Source organism: Subdoligranulum variabile, from assembly GCF_025152575.1.
Taxonomy (GTDB): domain Bacteria; phylum Bacillota; class Clostridia; order Oscillospirales; family Ruminococcaceae; genus Gemmiger; species Gemmiger variabilis.
On sequence record NZ_CP102293.1, the window covers coordinates 1,900,591 to 1,920,365 of the forward strand.

14 protein-coding genes are annotated in these 19,775 nt (G+C 63.2%); 12 read left to right on the top strand and 2 right to left on the bottom strand.

The features are described from left to right. The first annotated feature begins 36 nt into the window (after window positions 1-36). The 3 genes from NQ490_RS09040 to NQ490_RS09050 are packed head-to-tail and all read left to right on the top strand — an operon-like array spanning window position 37 to window position 4,062. Window positions 37-1,659 carry a response regulator gene (locus NQ490_RS09040; RefSeq protein ID WP_007048158.1) on the top strand — a complete coding sequence of 541 codons (1,623 nt, stop codon included), beginning with the start codon at window positions 37-39 and terminating at the stop codon, window positions 1,657-1,659. Further along, window positions 1,656-3,137, top strand: a complete 1,482-nt coding sequence (locus NQ490_RS09045; RefSeq protein WP_007048157.1) for a sensor histidine kinase — start codon at window positions 1,656-1,658, stop codon at window positions 3,135-3,137. The genes NQ490_RS09040 and NQ490_RS09045 overlap by 4 nt, the downstream gene beginning before the upstream one ends. Further along, complete coding sequence (locus tag NQ490_RS09050) at window positions 3,082-4,062, top strand: ABC transporter substrate-binding protein (protein WP_040918449.1); 981 nt, start codon at window positions 3,082-3,084, stop codon at window positions 4,060-4,062. The genes NQ490_RS09045 and NQ490_RS09050 overlap by 56 nt, the downstream gene beginning before the upstream one ends. 69 nt (window positions 4,063-4,131) lie before the next feature. On the opposite strand, the gene NQ490_RS09055 is transcribed toward NQ490_RS09050, so the two are convergent. Next, a complete protein-coding gene (locus tag NQ490_RS09055) occupies window positions 4,132-5,196 on the bottom strand; it encodes a GntR family transcriptional regulator (protein WP_007048155.1) in 1,065 nt (354 codons plus the stop codon). A gap of 523 nt (window positions 5,197-5,719) precedes the next feature. Here NQ490_RS09055 and NQ490_RS09065 point away from each other — a divergent pair. The 6 genes from NQ490_RS09065 (at window position 5,720) to NQ490_RS09090 (ending at window position 13,101) form a co-directional block, all read left to right on the top strand. After that, complete coding sequence (locus NQ490_RS09065; protein WP_040918446.1) at window positions 5,720-6,814, top strand: ABC transporter substrate-binding protein; 1,095 nt, start codon at window positions 5,720-5,722, stop codon at window positions 6,812-6,814. A gap of 102 nt (window positions 6,815-6,916) precedes the next feature. Further along, the gene (locus tag NQ490_RS09070; RefSeq protein WP_007048151.1) at window positions 6,917-8,446 is read left to right on the top strand and encodes a sugar ABC transporter ATP-binding protein; all 1,530 of its coding nucleotides are present in this window, start codon (window positions 6,917-6,919) and stop codon (window positions 8,444-8,446) included. Then, on the top strand, window positions 8,430-9,509 hold the full coding sequence (locus NQ490_RS09075; protein WP_007048150.1) for an ABC transporter permease: 1,080 nt from the start codon (window positions 8,430-8,432) through the stop codon (window positions 9,507-9,509). Before NQ490_RS09070 ends, NQ490_RS09075 begins: the two co-directional genes overlap by 17 nt. Continuing rightward, the gene (locus NQ490_RS09080; protein WP_007048149.1) at window positions 9,506-10,540 is read left to right on the top strand and encodes an ABC transporter permease subunit; all 1,035 of its coding nucleotides are present in this window, start codon (window positions 9,506-9,508) and stop codon (window positions 10,538-10,540) included. The genes NQ490_RS09075 and NQ490_RS09080 overlap by 4 nt, the downstream gene beginning before the upstream one ends. Window positions 10,541-10,621: 81 nt before the next feature. Next, on the top strand, window positions 10,622-12,112 hold the full coding sequence (locus tag NQ490_RS09085) for an L-fucose/L-arabinose isomerase family protein (RefSeq protein WP_259951148.1): 1,491 nt from the start codon (window positions 10,622-10,624) through the stop codon (window positions 12,110-12,112). A gap of 197 nt (window positions 12,113-12,309) precedes the next feature. Next, window positions 12,310-13,101, top strand: a complete 792-nt coding sequence (locus NQ490_RS09090) for a hypothetical protein (protein ID WP_040918439.1) — start codon at window positions 12,310-12,312, stop codon at window positions 13,099-13,101. A gap of 48 nt (window positions 13,102-13,149) precedes the next feature. On the opposite strand, the gene NQ490_RS09095 is transcribed toward NQ490_RS09090, so the two are convergent. Continuing rightward, complete coding sequence (locus NQ490_RS09095; RefSeq protein ID WP_007048144.1) at window positions 13,150-13,935, bottom strand: MurR/RpiR family transcriptional regulator; 786 nt, start codon at window positions 13,933-13,935, stop codon at window positions 13,150-13,152. Window positions 13,936-14,126: 191 nt separating this feature from the next. On the opposite strand from NQ490_RS09095, the gene NQ490_RS09100 reads away from it, so the two are divergent. The 3 genes from NQ490_RS09100 (at window position 14,127) to NQ490_RS09110 (ending at window position 19,674) form a co-directional block, all read left to right on the top strand. After that, on the top strand, window positions 14,127-14,831 hold the full coding sequence (locus NQ490_RS09100; RefSeq protein WP_007048142.1) for a LytR/AlgR family response regulator transcription factor: 705 nt from the start codon (window positions 14,127-14,129) through the stop codon (window positions 14,829-14,831). Window position 14,832: 1 nt separating this feature from the next. Continuing rightward, window positions 14,833-16,182 (top strand): ATP-binding protein, encoded by a 1,350-nt coding sequence (locus NQ490_RS09105; RefSeq protein ID WP_007048141.1) that lies wholly within the window; start codon window positions 14,833-14,835, stop codon window positions 16,180-16,182. 216 nt (window positions 16,183-16,398) lie between these two features. Then, on the top strand, window positions 16,399-19,674 hold the full coding sequence (locus tag NQ490_RS09110; protein ID WP_007048140.1) for a beta-glucosidase: 3,276 nt from the start codon (window positions 16,399-16,401) through the stop codon (window positions 19,672-19,674). Window positions 19,675-19,775 lie beyond the last annotated feature (101 nt).

Consider the following 19,775-nt stretch of genomic DNA (forward strand, 5'->3'; position numbering starts at 1 on the left):
GGTGTGCGCTGCGGCGGCAGCGGGAAGGATTAGGCTATGTTGCGGGTCTTTTTGGTAGAGGACGAGAGCACGATCCGGGAAACCCTGCGGGACACGGTGCCCTGGAATCAGGTGGGGTATGAGTTCGTGGGGGAGGCCGGGGACGGCGAGATGGCGCTGCCCCTGCTGCGGCAGGTGAAGCCCGATGTGCTGATCACCGACATCCGGATGCCCTTCATGGACGGGCTGGAGCTGAGCAAGCTGGTGCTGCAGGAATTTCCCCACACCAAGATCATCATCCTGTCGGGATATGACGACTTCGACTATGCCCGCAAGGCCATCGACCTGGGGGTGGAGCGGTATCTGCTCAAGCCGGTGACCAAGAGCACGCTGACCCAGGTGCTCACCGAGGTCAAGGAGAAGATCGAGAGCGAGACCGAGCAGGAAAACTACCTCAAACGGTTCCGTCTGGAAGCCCAGGAGTATGAGCAGTACGCCCGGCTGCAGTTCATGGAGCAGGTGGTGGCGGGGGCGCTGAGCGTGCCCCAGATCTACGAGCAGGCCCAGCGGCTGGAGCTGGATGTGCGGGCCGAGAGCTACGCCCTGGCCTTTTTCTCCACCCCGTCGGACAGTCCCCTGCGGGAGAAGCAGTTTTCCGAGGCGAATCTGCGCATCCGGGACGCCCTGATGACCAACTTTCTGAAGTACCCCGAATATCTGCTGCTCCACTGGCGGCTGAACACCTATCTGGTGCTCATCATGAGTTCCGCCGACCGCATCCACAGCTGGACCCGGCGGACGGTGGACCTGGTGCAGCAGGTCTACGCGGCGGAGAGTTCGGTGCCCGACTGGTACGTGGCGGTTTCCCCCGCGGTGACCCGGCTCAGCGCGCTGCCCGGCTGTTTCGAGACGCTGTCCCGGCTGTGGGCCTACCGGCACCTTCTGCCCAAGCAGCACATTCTGACCGAGGAGACCACCGCCTTTCTGGGCGGGCAGGAGAGCGGCGGCGATCTGGCGGCGCTGGACCCCGCCAAAATGGACCCCTCCATCCTGCGCAGCTTTCTGGAATCCGCCGACGCCAACGAGGCCGAGAGCTTTGTGGAGCAGTACCTGCGCAACGTGGGCAGCGCGCTGGATTCCCCGGCACTGCGGCAGTATCTGGCGCTGGGGGCTTACTTCTGCGCCGCCGGCTTCCTGCAGGAACTGGGCGGCGACCCGGCCCAGCTGGCCGACGGCCTGGAGGACTGGCAGCTGCTGCGCCAGGCGGTTTCGCCCCAGACGCTGCGGGCCTGCCTGCTGCAGATCCTGCTCCAGGCGCTGCATCTGCGGGACAACGCCTCCAGCCGCCAGGGCCGCAGCCTTTTCCGGCAGGCGGTGCTCTATCTGGAGGAACACTACACCGACGAGAGTCTCTCCCTCAACCAGGTGGCGCGGGAGATCAGTGTCAGTGCCAACTATCTCTCGGCGGTGTTCAGCCAGGAGATGGGCATGACCTTCACCGAGTACGTCACAGGCAAACGGATGGAGAAGGCCAAGGAACTGCTGCGCACCACCGGCAAGCGCTCCGGGGAGGTGGCCTTTGCGGTGGGCTACCGGGATCCCCACTATTTCAGCTTCCTGTTCAAGAAGACCCAGGGCTGCACCCCCCGGGACTACCGCACGGGAGGTGGCAAGGCATGAAAGGTTTCCGTTCCGGGCCGGCTCCCATCCAGCAGACCGTCAACCGGCTGGTGCTGCCGGTGGTGGTATCGGTCATCGCGGTGGTGGCGACCATCCTGGTGCTGCTGGCCGCCCACACCATGCGGTACAACGAGCTGCTGCACAATGTGACCACGGCGTCGGAGTTCAACCAGGACTTCAAGACCAACATCGACCAGAAGATGTACTATTATGTCATCGGCAGCCGGTATTCCGAGGGACTGCCCCTGGACGAGGTGCAGGACGCCCAGCAGCTGGCCCGGGAACTGCTGAACACCACCACCCAGCGGGAGAGCCGGCTGGCCATCAGCAGCGTGCTGCACCTCTGCGAGAACCTGGAGGAAAAGATCTACCAGATCCGGGACACCGAGTCCTACGATGAACGGCAGGCCCAGCTGGAGAACAACATCAACGTCATCACCAGCCTGATCCAGGAGTACATGTACAACTACCTGTACTACGAGGCCGTCCAGCTCAACGCCCTGCAGCACGACATGCAGCTGCGGCTGGCCACCGAACTGGTGCTGCTCATCCTCGGCACGGCGGCGCTGCTGGCGTTCCTCATGCGGCGGACGCTGCGCATCGGGCGGTCGGTCACCGGGCCCATCACGGCGCTGTGCACCCGCATGGAGCAGATCGGCAACGGCGATCTGCAGCGGCATGAGCCGGTGGCCTCGGACATCCGGGAGCTGCGCACCCTCAGTGAGGGCGTGGAGGAGATGGCCGGGCGGCTGCACACTTTGCTGGAGGAAGCCACCCAGAAACAGGCCACCCTGCGCCGCATGGAGCTGGCGCTGCTCCAGGCCCAGATCAACCCCCATTTCCTCTACAACACGATGGACACCATCATCTGGCTCATCGAGGCGGGCAAAAGTCAGGAGGCCACCCAGATGGTGTCGGATCTGTCCAACTTCTTCCGCCATTCCCTGAGCAAGGGCAAGGACATCATCACCCTGGCGGAGGAGGAAAGCCATGTGCGCAGCTACCTGCAGATCCAGCAGGCGCGCTACGCCGACATCCTGCGCTACACCATCGATCTGCCCGACAAGTTCGGGGCGGTGCGCATCCCCAAGCTGACCCTGCAGCCGCTGGTGGAGAACGCCCTGTATCACGGCATCAAGATGAAGCGCGGCATGGGGCACATCTACATTCTGGGCAAGCAGGAGGGGGAGGACCTGGTGCTGCAGGTCACCGATGACGGCGCAGGCATGTCGGAGGAGCGGCTGCAGCAGCTGATCCGCAGTATGGAAAACGGAGAGCGGGTAGGCTTTGGCCTGTCCACCATCCACGAGCGGCTGCGGCTGCTGTTCGGGCCGGGGTACGGTCTGACCATCCACAGCCGGGAGGGGGTAGGCACCACGGTGTTTGTGCGCATCCCCCGCCAGACAGAGAAGGAGGAAACCGGTGAAACGCATCCTGTCCCTGCTGACAGCGGCGGTCTTGCTGCTGTCGGGGTGTAGTCGGGCGCCTGTGAGCGAAGAACCCGACACCGACCTGATCAGTGTGGGCGTCTGCCAGATCGGGGCGGAGTCCGACTGGCGGGTGGCCAATTCCGAGTCCATCAAGGGCACCTTCACCGAGGAAAACGGCTACCAGCTCTATTTTGAGGACGCCCAGCAAAAGCAGGAGAACCAGTTCCGGGCCATCCGGCGGTTTATCCAGCAGCAGGTGGACTATATTGTGCTCATGCCCATCACCGAGACGGGCTGGGAGTCGGTGCTGCAGGAAGCCCGGGAGGCCGGGATCCCGGTGATCCTGGTGGACCGCATGGTGGATGTGGAGGACGAGACGCTCTACGCCACCCACATCGGTTCGGACTTCCTCCAGGAGGGACGCACCGCCATGGACTGGCTGGAGCAGCGCACCCCCGAGGGAAAGCCCCTCTCCATCATGCACATCCGGGGCACCATGGATTCCAGCGCCCAGCAGGGCCGTTCCGACGCCCTGGAGGAGGCGCTGGGCCGCCATCCCGACTGGACGCTGCTCACCCGGCTGGACGGGGATTTCACCCAGGCCAAGGCCTACGAGGTGGTGAATGAATTCCTGGCCGGACAGCCGGAGCCGGTGCCCATCGACGTGGTCTACTGTGAGAACGACAACGAAGCCTTTGGCACCATCCAGGCGCTGGAGGAAAACGGCTATCCCTGCGGGCCGGAGGGGGTGACGGTGATCTCCTTTGACGCCACCACCAGCGGGCTGGAACTCTGCGCCCAGGGCAAGATCGCCCTGGAGGTGGAGTGCAATCCGCTGCTGGGCCCGCTGGTGGAGCAGGCCATCCGGACGCTGGAGCAGGGGGGCACCCTGCCCCGGCAGCAGTATGTGGAGGAAAAGACCTTCACTCCAAGTCAGGTCACCGAGAGCCTGCTGGCCGGCCGCACCTACTGATACAGAATCTGCAACAGAAAACCCGTGTCTGCCCTCTGGGCAGGCACGGGTTTTTTCTGTAGGGAAGGTTCAGCCGCTGGCGCGCTCCACCAGTTCCCAGGGCAGGGCCCGGGAATGGCCGGATTCGCCCTGGAGCATCCGGAGCAGCTGTTCGGCGGCCACCTGACCCATCCGCGGCACCGGATGGCGCAGCGAGGTGATGGGCACCTGGCTGATCTGGCTGTAATAGCTGTTGTCAAAGCTCACCACCGCCACGTCCTGGGGCACGCGCACCCCCCGGGCCAGCAGCTCCCGGATGAGCAGGAAGGCGATCTCGTCGTTGTAGCAGATCACCGCGGTGGATTTGTCCAGCCGCACGTCGAGGAACCGGCGCAGCAGGCTGATGTCGTTGAGGTTGACCATCTCCAGCCGGTCCTGGGTGTCGTACCACAGGAAGCTCCGGTCCCGCAGGGGCAGCCCGGCGTCCCGGATGGCCGACACACACCCGTGGTAGCGCTGGGGCCCCTGGAGGTCGTCGCTCTTGAAGATGCCCGCAATGCTGCGGTGGCCCTTGTCCAGCAGGTGCCGGGCCAGCAGGTAGCCCCCGGAATAGTTGTCGTCCGAGATGCAGGGCACCCCTTTCAGCTCGGCGCAGGCCCCGTGGAGGAACAGCAGGGGCACGCCGCTGTCCCGCAGCTGGCGGTAGAGCTGCAGGTTGGGATTGGGCAGGGCGGTCTTGGCTCCCTCCACCAGGATGCCCGCCACCGGCTGGCTGAGCAGCTGCTGCAGGATGTCCCGCTCGGTGCTCACCTCGTTCTCGGTGGCGTAGACCAGGGTGGAATAGCCCTCCCGGGCAAAGACGCTCTGGGCGTCGTGGAGGATGGTGGGGAAGATGTAGTCGTCCAGAAAGGTGGCTACCACCGCCACCTGCCGGGAGGTGCTGCCGCCCCGCCCGGTGGAAAAACTGCCGCTGCCCTGCCGCCGCTGGATCAGCCCTTCCTGCTCCAGCATCTGCAGGGCGTGGCGCACCGTCTGGCGGCTCAGCCCGTACCGTTCCGACAGTTCCTGCTCGGTGGGCAGCTTGTAACCGTGTTGTCCCTGGTGCAGCAGTTCCTGGCGCAGGGTCTCGGCCAGGGTCTGGTATTTGGCGGCCATCCGCCCACCTCCTTTCCGCAGGTTGTATGTTGGTTGTCCTCATTATACCAACATCCCGGTGCGGTTTGTACAACAAAAGGGTGGGATTTCCTATCGAGTTTGGTACACCTTGCCATAAAATTCCACCGATTTGTACGTACATCCCCGCCGGAAGGGTGAATATTTTATGACATTTTTGCCGCCTGCCCGGAAATTTTCCCGTTTTCGGTGAGGGACGGTCAATTTGCAAAGGGGGATAGAACCGCCTGCCGGCGCCGCCCATCGTAGAATTTTCAACCAAAGGCGGGACAAATCGTAGAAAAACAAACCGTTCCGGGGCCGAACCTGTCGAATTTGTATCCGATGCAGCATATTGCATAATATTTGTATTGTTCAACGTCCCGAATCCGTGCAATTCGACCGTTTTCGTATTGACTTTCTCCCCGAAATGCCGTTTAATGGGGGCACCGAAAGCAAATCCGGTCCGGTGTGGGAAACGGGTTCCCGCCGGCAAAATGCAAGAAAAGAATTGGAGGTCACACACATGAAAAAGTATCTCAGCGCGGTTCTGGCCGCATCCATGGTCCTGAGCCTGGCGGCCTGCGGCGGCGGCACCGCCTCCACCGAGCAGACCAGTGAAGCGGCGGACATCTCTTCCGCCGCCACGGCAGAGACCACCGACACCGCCGACGCGGGTTCCGGCGATCTGATCAGCATCGGCTTCGCCCAGGTGGGCCATGAATCCGACTGGCGCACCGCGTCCACCAAGTCCGCCCAGGATGTCTTCTCCGAGGCCAACGGCTACGAGCTGTCCTTCGTGGACTGCGACAACGACTCCGCCGCCCAGCTGGAGGCCGTCCGCGGCTTCATCCAGCAGGATGTGGACTACATCATCATCGACCCCATCGTCTCCACCGGCTGGGACACCGTCCTGACCGAATGTGAGGATGCCGGCATCCCGGTCATCGTCATCGACCGTACCATCGACGACTCCGACAAGTACGTATCCTGGGTCGGCTCCAACTTCAAGGATGAGGGCCTGGCCTGCGGCGAATGGCTGAAAGCCTACGCCGACGCCAAGGGCATGGGCGAGATCAACGCCCTGGTCATCGAAGGCTCCACCGGTGCCTCCGCCACCATCGGCCGTACCGACGGCTTCAAGGAGATCGCCGACAAGTACGGCTGGACCATCCTGGATTCCCAGAGCGGCGACTTCACCGAGGCCGGCGGTCAGGAAGTCATGGAGAGCTTCTGCCAGAGCTATGCGGGCCAGTTCAACGTGGTCATCTGCCAGAACGATAACGAAGCCTTCGGCGCCATGACCGCCATGGACAACGCCGGTGTGAGCTACGGTGTGGACGGCGACGTGGTCCTGGTTTCCTTCGACGCCAACAAGCCCGCCCTCCAGCTGGTCATGGACGGCAAGATCACTGCCAACTTCGAGTGCAACCCCATGGCCGCTCCCTTCGTGGAGCAGGTCATCCAGCAGCTGCAGGCCGGCGAGACCCCCGAAAAGGAGATCTACATGGATGAGTCCTGGTTCGCAGCCGAGGACATCGTCAGCACCATCAACGTCAACGGCACCCAGCAGGAAATGGTCCATGTGACCCAGGATGTGTTGGACGCCCGTCCTTACTAAGTTCCGTTCTGTAACACAGAAAACACAATCCGGAATCCCCGAGGGAGGGCCCCTTTTCGCTCAGGGGTCCTCCCCCTTTCATTGGCAGACGAGGTGACAAACATGGAAAACAATGTGGTTTTGACGATGCGGGGCATTACCATGACTTTTCCCGGCGTCAAGGCGCTGGATAAAGTAGACTTTACCCTGCGCAAGGGCGAGATCCACGCGCTGATGGGGGAAAACGGCGCGGGCAAATCCACCCTGATCAAATGTCTGACCGGCATCAACGACTTTGAGGCCGGCGAGATCCGGGTGGACGGCGTGGAGGGCCCCGTGAAAAATACCTCCACCCTGGACGCCCAGAAGGTGGGCATCTCCACGGTGTATCAGGAGGTGAACCTCTGCCCCAACCTGAGCGTGGCGGAGAATCTCTACATCGGCCGGGAGCCCATGACCCGGTTCCACACCATCGACCGGCGGGCGATGTTCCGCAAGGCCGACGAACTGGTCAAGCGGCTGGGCATCAAGGCCGACGTGACCCAGAACCTGGAAAACTATTCCCTGGCCATCCAGCAGATGATCGCCATCGCCCGGGCGGTGGACATGGACTGCAAGGTGCTGATCCTGGACGAGCCCACCTCCTCCCTGGACGACAGTGAGGTGGAGAAGCTCTTCACCATGATGCGCCGCCTGAAAGAGCACGGCGTGGGCATCATCTTCGTCACCCACTTCCTGGAGCAGGTCTACGCCGTCTGCGACCGCATCACGGTGCTGCGGGACGGCACCCTGGTAGGGGAGTGGCCGGTGTCCGAGCTGCCCCGGGTCAAGCTGGTGGCGGCCATGATGGGCAAGGACTTCGACGACCTGGCCGACATCAAGCCGGAAGGCTTCCATTTTGACGAGAACGCCCCCATGGAGATCCAGGCCGAGGGCCTGAGCCACAAGGGCACCATCAAACCCTTCAACCTGAACATCCGCAAGGGCGAGGTCATCGGCCTCACCGGCCTGCTGGGTTCCGGCCGCAGTGAACTGGCCCGCACCATCTACGGTGCCGACCGCGCCCAGACCGGCAAGCTGGAGGTGGCCGGCAAGGAAGCCCACATCAAGCAGCCCCTGGACGCCATGAACCTGGGCATGGGCCTGCTGCCCGACGACCGCAAGGCCGAGGGCATCATCGGCGATCTGTCGGTGCGGGAGAACATCATCCTGGCGCTGCAGGCCAAGCGGGGCATGTTCCGTCAGCTGCCCCGGGCCAAGCAGGAGGAGATCGCCGACCGGTACATCGATCTGCTGCAGATCAAGACCGCCAGCCGGGAGACCCCCATCAAGCAGCTTTCGGGCGGCAACCAGCAGAAGGCCATCCTGGCCCGGTGGCTGGCCACCGACCCCGATTTCCTGATCCTGGATGAACCCACCCGCGGCATCGACGTGGGCACCAAGACCGAGATCCAGAAGCTCATTGTGGATCTGGCCGCCCAGGGCAAGAGCGTCATGTTCATCTCCTCCGAGATCGAGGAGATGCTGCGCACCTGCAACCGGATGGCCGTGCTGCGGGACGGCGCCATGGTGGGCGAGCTGGACGGCGATCTGACCCAGGAACGTGTGATGGCAGCCATCGCAGGAGGTGCGAACAATGACCAAAAAGCTTAAAAAACTGACGAGCTACCAGCTGTTTCTGCCTCTTGTCTGCGTACTGCTGGTGCTGGCGGTAAACATCGTCTACGATATTTCCCAGGGCAACAATGCCTTCAACTTCTTCCACATCGCCATGACCAACGGCATGCTCCAGGGCCGTCTGATCACCATCCTCAACCGCGGCAGCGAGGTGGCCATCCTCTCCATCGGCATGACGCTGGTGGTCTCGGCCTCCGCCGGTACCGATATCTCGGTGGGCTCGGTCATGTCGCTCTGCGCTTCCTTCTGCTGCATGCTCATCGCCGGTTTCGGCGTGTCCTCGGTCTCCTCGGCGGATGAGTTCGCCATGCCGATGATCGTCGGCCTGCTGGGCGCCCTGGTCATGGGCTGCCTGTGCGGCGCTTTCAACGGCTTCCTGGTGGCCGGGCTGAACATCCAGCCCATGGTGGCCACCCTGATCCTCTGGTCGGCCGCCCGCGCCATCGGCCTGCTGCTCTGCAACAACCTCATCGTCTACATCCGCGTGCCGGAATACGGCATCCTGGGCGGCTACATCGGACCCTTCCCCACGCCCATCCTCATCGCGGCCATCTGCGTGGCCGTGGCCGCCATCCTGCTGAAGACCACCGCCATGGGCATGTACATCCAGGCTGTGGGCATCAACAAGAAGGCCTCCCGCATCGCCGGTCTGAACTCCCGGCGGATCATCTTCCTGTGCTACCTGCTCTGCGGCCTCTGCGCCGGCATCGCCGGTATCGTGGCCTCCTCCCGCATCACCAGCGCCGACTCCAACAACATCGGCCTGGACATGGAACTGGACGCCATCCTGGCGGTGGCCCTGGGCGGCAACAGCCTGGGCGGCGGCCGGTTTAACCTGGCCGGCTCCATCATCGGCGCCTACACCATCCAGGCCATCACCACCACGATGTACAACCTGGGCGTCTCCACCGCCGTCAACCCGGTGTTCAAGGCTGTGATCGTCATCGTCATCGTGGCCATCCAGGCCCCGCCCGTGCGGGATGCGCTGCGCAAACTCAGCGCCCGGCGCGCCGCGAAAAAGGAGGCTGTCCGCGTATGAAAACCGCACTGAAAAAGAAATCCATCAACAGCAACACCCTGTTGCTCTTCATCACCATCGGCCTGTTCATCGTGCTCTACGCGGCCGGCTGCATCGTGTATGCCAGCAAAGGCTTCACCAACCTGCAGACCTTTTTGAACCTTTTCATCAACAACGCCGGCCTCATCTGCGTGGCCTGCGGCATGACCTGCGTCATGCTCACCGGCGGCATCGACATCTCGGTGGGCTCCCTGGTGGCCCTGGACTGCATGCTCCTGGCCTACGGCATGGGGGAATGGAAGATCAACGCCTGGCTCATGTGCCTCATCGTCCTGGTGGTGGGCGTGGTCTTCGGCATGGTGCAGGGCTTCTGCGTGGGCTATCTGCGCATCCAGCCCTTCATCGTCACCATGGCGGGCATGTTCTTTGCCCGCGGTATGACCGCCGTCATTTCTACCAACCAGCTCTCCATCACCCAGGATGTGAGTGAGATCTTCTACAACTGGGCCAACTACCGCATCTACCTGCCCTTCGGCGGCGTGATGAACAAGGCCGGCAAGATGGTCATGCCCTACATCCGCATCGGCGTGGTGGTGGCCATGCTCGTGCTGGTGGTGGTCTTCCTGCTGCTGCGCTACACCCGCTTCGGCCGCTCCCTCTACGCTGTGGGCGGCAGCGAACAGTCCGCCGCCATGATGGGCCTGGATGTCAAGCGTACCCGCATGAAAGCCCATGTGCTCTGCTCCTTCCTGTGCTCCATCGGCGGCATCTGCTACTGCCTGAACACCACCTCGGCCAGCGTCAGCCAGGCCACCGGCATGGAGATGGACGCCATCGCTTCGTCGGTTATCGGCGGTACGCTGCTCACCGGCGGCGTGGGCAACGTCATCGGTTCCTTCTTCGGCGTGCTCATCACCGGTACCATCTCCACCATCGTCAAGGCCAACGGCAAGCTGGCCAGCTCCTGGCCCAACATCCTCACCGCGGCCCTGCTCTGCTTCTTCATCGTCCTGCAGAGCGTCTTCGCCTACTTCAAGGAAAAGAACAAGTAAGCCGGGATTCCCGGCGCACAAACGAAGGGCCCCCGCTGTCCTTCGTTTGTGCTGTATCTGAACACAAGGAGGTACTTCCCCATGAAATCTACCAATATTCCCGACGTGCATCTCGGCATCATCGCCGTCAGCCGTGACTGTTTCCCCATTGCCCTGTCCACCCAGCGCCGTGAGAACATCACCGCCGCCTGCAAGGCCAAGGGCGTAGAAATCTACCAGTGCCCCGTGACTGTGGAAAACGAGGCCGACATGCTCAAGGCGGTGGCCGATGTGCAGGCCGCGGGCTGCAACGCCCTCACGGTCTTCCTGGGCAACTTCGGCCCCGAGACCCCCGAGACCCTCATCGCCAAATACTTCGACGGCCCCGTCATGTATGTGGCGGCAGCCGAGGGTGACGGCGACATGATCAACGGCCGCGGCGACGCCTACTGCGGCATGCTGAACTGCTCCTACAACCTGGGCATGCGCCATCTGGGCGCCTACATCCCCGAGTACCCCGTGGGCACCGCCGAGGAACTGGCGGACAAGATCGCCGAGTTCGTGCCCATCGCCCGGACCATCCTGGGCGTGAAGGACCTGAAGATCATCTCCTTCGGCCCCCGTCCCCAGGACTTCTTTGCCTGCAACGCCCCCATCAAGGGTCTGTATGAGCTGGGGGTGGAGATCGAGGAGAACTCCGAGCTGGACCTGCTGGTCTCCTACAAGGCCCATGCCAACGATCCCCGCATCGCCGACGTCTGCGCCGACATGGCCGCCGAGATGGGCGAGGGCAAATACTACCCCGACCTGCTGGCCCGGATGGCGCAGTTCGAACTGACCCTGCTGGACTGGGCCGACGCCCACAAGGGCAGCAAGAAGTATGTGGCCTTCGCCGACAAGTGCTGGCCGGCCTTCCCGTCCCAGTTCGGCTTTGAGCCCTGCTATGTGAACAGCCGCCTGGTCAGCCGCGGCATCCCTGTCTCCTGCGAGGTGGACATCTACGGCGCTCTGTCGGAGTATATCGGCATGTGCGTCACCGGCGACACCGTCACCCTGCTGGACATCAACAACAGCGTGCCCAAGTACATCTACGACGAGGAGATCGCCGGCAAGTTCCCCTACACCCTCACCGATACCTTCATGGGCTTCCACTGCGGCAACACGCCGTCCTGCAAGATGTGCGCCGACCGTGCCGTGAAGTACCAGCTGATCCAGCACCGTCTGCTGGAGCCGGCGGGCAGCGATCCCGACTTCACCCGCGGCACCCTGGAGGGCGACATCGCGGCTTCCGACATCACCTTCTACCGCCTGCAGTGTGACAGCGAGGGCAACCTCCGCGCCTACATTGCCCAGGGCGAGGTGCTGCCGGTGGCTACCCGCTCCTTCGGCGGCATCGGCATCTTTGCCATCCCCGAAATGGGCCGCTTCTACCGCCATGTGCTGATCCAGAAGCGTTACCCGCACCATGGCTCCGTGGCCTTCAGCCACTGCGGCAAGGCGCTGTTCGAGGTCTTCAAGTATCTGGGCATCGGCGACATCGCCTACAACCAGCCCAAGACCCTGCCCTATCCCACCGAAAATCCCTGGGCCTGACCCCCATAGCCGGGGCGGCTGACCTCATTTTACACCAACCCCCCAGGGGGGGCTTATCCCCCCTGGGGGTTGGTCTTGCACGGCGGTGCAGCGAAAGCTCTTGTAAAATCTTGCCCTTTTGAAAAAATCTTTATTGATTCCCGGGCCCGATGTTGCTACTATGGAAGCAGGACGTTCATTCTCTCCGGGAGGTCATCATGAAAAAACTCTGTACGGTTCTGGCCGGTGTTCTGCTGGCTGCCGGGTTCTGTGGCTGCGGTGCGGCGCCCCAGGACGGGCCGTCGGAAAGTGCCGCGGCCTCTTCCTCGCAGGCTGCTTCGGCACCCACGGCCACCCCAAGCCCCACCGCCACTCCGGTGCCGTCGGCGCCGGCAGCCACCCAGGCGCCGGAAACAACGCCCCCGCCCGTGGAGAGCCGCTGGTCGGCGGCGGAACAGGAAAACTGGGAAACCCAGGCCTATTTCCTTACCTGCCAGCTGGTGGATTACTGCCTGCAGCCCTTTGAGGAGACGGCAGGGGTGGAGGCGCTGGACGACGGGGAGATCCTGAACTTCCTGTGGACCATGGGGCAGAACAGCAAGAGCCCGGAATATCCCTACCGCGCGGCGGTCACCACCACCTTCGGCGATGGGGAGGGCATCATCGACCATGTGCCGGAACAGACCGCCCGGGCTGTCGTGTACCAGCTTTTCGGCGTGGAGGACTGGTCCTATGACGATCCCGCTTGGTACGACAGCACCGTGCCGGAATATTATTTTGATGTGAGCCAGGCGCTGCCCACCGCCCACTATTACTGCCAGGATCCCGTGGGGGAGATGGCGGGGGATACGGTGACGGTGTCCTTCCGGCTGAACAGCGAACAGCTCATTGTGGACACGGCAGGACAGCACCGGAAAGACTTCGGCCCCTACCAGGCGGTGTACACCGTCCTGACCGAGGGCGGACAGTCCTTCCTCCGCTTCCAGGGAATGACGCCGGTCTCGGAATAAACAAAAAAGGACTGCCGACCCGTAGCGGGGGCAGTCCTTTTTTGCGTTTCAGGGGGTCTTCCGGGGCGGCAGTCCGTAGAGCCGGGCGTATTCCCGCACCACGGTGCTGCACGCAAAGGCGATCTGGTGGGGATGGTGTTCCTGAGTCAGGTCGCTGGCAAACCGCAGCACGGCGTCCACCCCCGGCGGAGGCGGGGCGTCCGACCCGGTGATCAGCCAGACCCGGGGGGCGGCCAGCAGGGTGGACAGGTCATCCCCCTGGAGGTAGTCAAAGTAGATGCCCCGGTAGCTCAGCAGCAAAATCAGGTCCTCCGGCCCGGCGGTGCGCAGCCATTCCCGCTGCTGCACATGGGATACCACGGTAAAGACGTTCTTGCCCAGGGCAGCCATCTCGCTCTGCATGACCAGGGCTGCGGCCTCGGATTTCAGGATGCCGAACACCGCCACCCGGGCATAATGGTGGATGTCGGCGCAGAGGGCATAGACCGCCGTCTCGGACAGGGAGGCGGTGACCATGTCCAGGCTGCGCAGGATGGAATCCCGGTGAGCGGTCATCCGCCCGGCAAAGGTGTGGGCGTCGTCGCCGCTGGCCTGGAACTGCACGCTGCCCACCAGCTCCCGCAGCTCGAAGAAATCCCGCAGCCCGATCTTGCGGCAAAAGCGGGAGAGGGACGCGTTGCCCACATGGCAGGTCTGTTCCATCCGTTTCATCGTGATGGCCTCGGCGTCCCCCAGGTGGTCCATGATATACTGGGCGATGCGCTGGTCCAGGGAATCGGGCCGTTCGCTGGCCGCCGTGCTCAGCAGCACCGCCAGCAGTTTTCCGTATTGCATGGGGACCCCTCCTTCCTCTTTGATTATACAGGCAGGCGGGCCGGGAGACAAGACAGGAAAGAAAACGGTTTCTTTTTCCGGAATTTGGAAATGGGGGCCCGGGAGGCCGCCCGCTGCATTGCCGCGGGAATGCCTTTCTGGTACAATATTCTATAGAAAATCTTGACTCCGATCCAGGGGAGGGATGGGCTATGCTGCAGATCGCGGTGGTGGACGACGAACGGGAACAGCGCACCCTGCTGGAAGACTGCCTGCACCGCTATGAGCGGGAAAACGGCGTATCCTTCGGCATCGTATCCTGCGGGGATGCCCAGGAATTCCTGCGCCAGGACCCCGGCGGGTTCGACATTGTGCTGCTGGACATCCAGATGCCGGGGCTGGACGGCATGGCGGCGGCGCGGCAGCTGCGGGAACAGAACCGGCGGCTGGTGCTGATCTTCATCACCAATATGGCCCAGTTCGCCATCGAGGGCTATGCCGTGGACGCCATGGATTTCATCCTCAAGCCGGTGAGCTATTACCGGCTGGCGGCGTCGCTGACCAAGGCCCGGGGCCGCCTGCAGACCGAAGCGGGGGTGGCGCTGGTGCTGCACACCAAGGACGGCACCTACCATCTGGATTCGGCCCGGGTGCACTACATCGAGATGTTCAACCACCACACCATCTTCCACACCGAGGACGGCGTCTTTGACACCACCGGCAGCCTGAAAAAGCTGGAGGAACAGCTGGCCGGCCAGAGTTTTGCCCGGTGCAACAATGGCTATCTGGTGAATCTGCGGTATGTCCGCGGGGTGGAGGGCAGCGACGTGGTGGTGGCCGGGGACCGGCTGCTCATCAGCCGCACCCGGCGCAAGGCGTTTCTGCAGCGGATGTCGGAATATTTCGGAGGACAATAAGATGCTGCAGCTGACGCAACTTTCGGTATATAAAGTGATCTTTATGGCGGAACTGCTGGCGGCCGAAGCCCTTTTCTGCCGCAAACTGCGCCGCCGCTCCCTGTTCTGGGGGCGGCTGGTGCTCAGTCTGGGGGTCTGCTTTGCCGCCGCGGTGCTCTGCCCGGCGGGCGCGGCCTCGGTGGGCAGCTATTCGGCGCTGTTTTTCGCCCTCTTTTTCGTCACGCTGGTGGGCTGCCGGTTCTGTTTTGAGGAGAGCTGGTGGAACCTTCTGTTCTGCGCCATCGCCGGGTATTCGGTGCAGCACATCACCTTTGTGGCCTACAACATGATCGTCACCGGGCTGGGCCTCACGGGGCTGCTGGCCCGGATGGGCACCGCCCTGAACCCCTACGGCGAGGCCACCATCCAGAGCGCCCTCAATCCGCTGACCATCCTGGCCTACGTCGACTGCTATTTCCTGTTTTACTGGTATTTCGGGTATTTTCTCGGCCAACGGATGTCCCGGGGCGAGGACCTGAGCCTGGGGCGCAAACCCCTCATCGCCTTTTCGGGACTGGGGGTGGCGGTGAACATCGTGCTGCATATGGTCACGGTGCTCCACACCTCGGCGGACGCCGCCTCGGTGCTGCTGGAGAACGTCTACAACCTGCTGTGCTGTGTGCTGCTTCTCTTTTTGCAGTTCGGGGTGCTGTCCAGGCGGCACCTGGAGCAGGACCGGGACCTGCTGCGGCAGATGCTGGCCCAGAAGGAGGAACAGTACCGCATCCGGCAGGAAAGCATGGAACTCATCAACATCAAGCACCACGACCTGAAACACCAGCTGGGGCTGCTGCGCCAGGTGGTGGACCAGAATGCCCTGCGGGGGATGGAGGAGGCGGTGAACCGGTACGACACCCTGGTGCGCACCGGCAACGACGCCCTGGACCTGGTGCTGGGGGAGAAAAGCATGCTCTGCCAGGCCAAGGGGATCACCTTCAGCTGCATTGCCGACGGAGCCCGGCTGGCGGGTATGGAGACGGGGGACATCTACACCCTCTTCGGCAACGCCACCGAGAACGCCATCGAATACCTGCAGACGCTGTCCGACCCGGAGAAGCGGTTCCTCCATGTGTCGGTGAAGGGGCAGGGGGCGCTGGCGGCCATCCATGTGGAGAACTACTACGAGGGGCCCGACCGCACCGGTGACGCGGCGCTGCCCCGCACCACCAAGGAGAACAAGAGCTATCACGGCTTCGGGCTGCGCAGCATCCAGCTGACGGCGGAGAAATACGGCGGCGAGATGTCGGTACACGCAAAGGATCATCTGTTCTGCGTGGACGTCATCCTGCCCGAGCCGGTCACCGCCCGCTGAAGACGTTTTTTGGGACCCGGCCGGGGCACGGCCGGGCATTTTTGTGCAAACGGTGTAGCGAAAACGACAAAAACAGTAATGGATGTTTTATTCTTTTGGAAGATGTGATAGAGTGGGCACAGCGAAAGGGGCGGCCGCGGCGCCCCGGAACCTCACCGGCGTCCCGCCACTGCCGGGATGCATCACCACTGCCACTGTAAGAAGGAGTAGGTCAACATGACGGCCAAAAAGAAAATGAGCAGCCGCAAGTTCATGGCGATTTTTCTGCCGGTCACGGCGGTGCTGCTGGTCACCTCCATCGTCATCACCTGCGTGATGGAGTACTGGAGCACGGTCATGGATGCGGTTTTCGGGGAAGCGACGATCTCCATCGACGCCGCCCCCGGCACCGAAAACTGGAACACCGATTACTACAACCTCAATGCCGACGGCATGACCCCCGAGGACACCGCCGCCCAGGGCGCCGAGCTGGCGCGCCGGGCGGAAGCCGAGGGCATCGTGCTGCTGAAAAACCAGAACGGCGCCCTGCCGCTAACCAACGGCGGCGCCCCGCTGTCCGAATCCAACCCCATCACCGTCAACGCCCTGGGCTGGTCCTTCTACTATCCCAGCACCGGCGGCTCCGGTTCGGGCGCCGTGGGTTCCGACGGCCTTGTCTCCCCCAAGGAGGCCCTGGCCGCCGCGGGTATCAACATCAATGAGGCGCTGGAAAGCTACTACCTCGACTGGTCCGACCAGCACTACACCGAGTGGATGGTCACCAAGGCCAACGGCTACTACACCGACGAGGACACCAACACCGCACCGGCGCGGCCCTCGGTGAGCAAGACCTACCAGGCCGCCTGGGATGTGCCGGAGCTGAACGCCCAGCTGGTGGCGGAAGCCTGCGCCCAGTCCGACGCCGCAGCCAACAACGTGCAGATCGTCTGGATCGGCCGGGGCGGCGGTGAGTACCACGACTGCCCCACCACCATGACCAAGGAGGGCGGCAGCGTCAACACCTACGGCATCAACCCCGACAAGCACTACCTGGAACTCACCGACGAGGAGGAGGCCGTGCTGGCCAAGGCGGAGGAACTCCGCGGGGAGAACGGCAAGGTCATCGTCATCGTCAACGCCAACAACACCATGGAGCTGGGCGAGCTGCAGGACGACGACAAGGTGGATGCCATCCTCTTTGTGGGCGGCCCCGGCAAGCAGGGCTTCTACGCCATCGGGGATGTGCTCAACGGCACGGTGAACCCCTCGGGCCGCCTGGCCGATACCTACGCCGCCGACCTTCTGGCCAGCCCCGCCATGGAGAACTTCAGCAGCAAGGTCTACTATGACCCCGACGCGGCCTTCCCCAACCAGTACGACACCATGATCGACTATACCGATGCCGACGGCAGCACTTCCCAGCGGCCCATCATGTTCGTGGGCTACGAGGAAGGCATCTATATGGGCTACCGCTTCTATGAATCGGCCGCCGCCGACGGCTACTTCACCTCCGCCAACCTGCCCGCGGGCGTCACCGACCCCTACTACAACCGGGACAACGGCGTCATCTATCCCTTCGGCTACGGCCTTTCCTACACCACCTTCACCCAGGAAATCACCGATACCTCCTACGCCGACGGTACCTTCACCTTCGATGTGACGGTGAAAAACACCGGTTCGGTGGCCGGCAAGGATGTGGTGGAACTCTACGCCGAGACCCCCTACACCCCCGGCGGCATCGAGAAATCCAAGGTGGTGCTCTGCGCCTTTGACAAGACCCAGACCCTCGACCCCGGGGCCAGCGAGACGGTGACCCTCACGGTGGACGAGCAGGACCTGGCCTCCTACGACGACACCGTCAACCAGTGCTATGTGCTGGATGCGGGGGACTACACCTTCTATCTGGGCACCGTGAACGGCACGGTCTACGGCGCCCACGCCTGGGCCTACGCCACCCCGGCGGATTCCAAGAGCGCGGCCGGCGCCAACGCCGTGACCTACGCCGCGGCGGACGCCATCGCCGCCACCCGCATCTACAACGATGAGCACGACGGCAAGCGGGACAGTGATATGACCACCGCCACCAACGCCTTCCAGCGGGAGATGACCGGCAACAACCTGAAGGTTTCTAACGGCGACGCCACTATGACCCGGGCGGACGGCTTTGCGGCCTCCTGGCCCACCGCCCCCACCGCCGAGGACACCGTCATGCCCGAGGAACTCAAAGCCATCCTGGACGACAACAACTACAGCACCAAAGAAGCCACCGCCCTCCACGACGAGGAGGTGGAAATGCCCGCCACCGGTCAGAACAACGGTCTGCAGCTCATCAACCTGCGGGGCCTGTCCTTCGACGACCCCCTGTGGCAGACCTACATCGAGCAGTGGACCCCCGGCGAGATGGCCCTGCTGCTGGGTAAGGCCGGTTTCCAGACCGAAGCCTTCCCCGAGTACGGCAAGCCCACCACCCTGGACAATGACGGCCCGCAAGCCTTCCGTCACCAGGCCCTGGGCGAGGAGAACGAGCGGGTGGACACCTACTATATGACCGCATACCCCTGCGAGGCGCTGCTCTCCTGCACCTGGAACGAGGACCTGCTGGAGGAGATCGGCGAGAACGTGGGCGCCGAGGGTGCCGCCAACGGCATGACCGGCTGGTATGCGCCGGGCCTGAACACCCACCGCACGGCCTTCGGCGGCCGCAACTTCGAGTATTTCTCGGAGGATCCCTTCCTGGCGGGCAAGCTGGCCGCCAAGGAAATCTCCGGTGCCGCCCAATACGGCGTCTTCACCTACATCAAGCACTTTGCCCTCAACGAGCAGGAAGCCTTCTGCCGGTCCTGGTGCTGCGGCATGCATATGGACGAAAGTCTCGACCGCTACCAGAACCCCGAATGGATGCTCATGACCTGGGCCACCGAACAGACCATGCGGGAGATCTACCTCAAGGCCTTTGAGATCGCCATCAAGGAGGCCACCACCGACCTGCACTATCTGGACGGCGAGGGCAACGAGCAGGTGGCGGAAGATTTCCGCTGCGCCACCGGCGTCATGACGGCCTTCTGCTGCGTGGGCAACACCTGGTCGGGCGGCAACCACGCCCTGCTCCAGACCGTCCTGCGGGATGAATGGGGCTTTACCGGCACCGCCCTCACCGACTACGCCCTCCACGATTTCATGTATCCCGACCAGATGATCCGCAACGGCGGCACCGCCTGCCTGCAGTCCAACCGCAAGGACTTTGTGGACCAGAACAATCCCAGCGCCACCACGGTGACCTATCTGCAAAAGGCCACCCACGAAATGTGCTACATGGTGGCCAACTCCAACGCCATGAACGGCATGGCGCCCGGTTCCACCATCACCTATTCCCTGGCTCCGTGGGAGATGGGCTGTGCCGTGGCCATCGTCATCACCGGTCTGCTCTTTGCGGCGGTGGTGGTGCTCAGCATCCTGCGGGTGCGGGATGAAAAGCGTCATCCCGACCGGTACCAGGGGGCCAGAGCCGTCTGATAGAAGGGGAACCCGCCGGCCCTGCGGTCAGGGGAGAGACCGGGGACCGTCCGGAAAACCCACAGAAAAAGCGGGAGCAGGCCGCGGGCATGCCCGCGGCC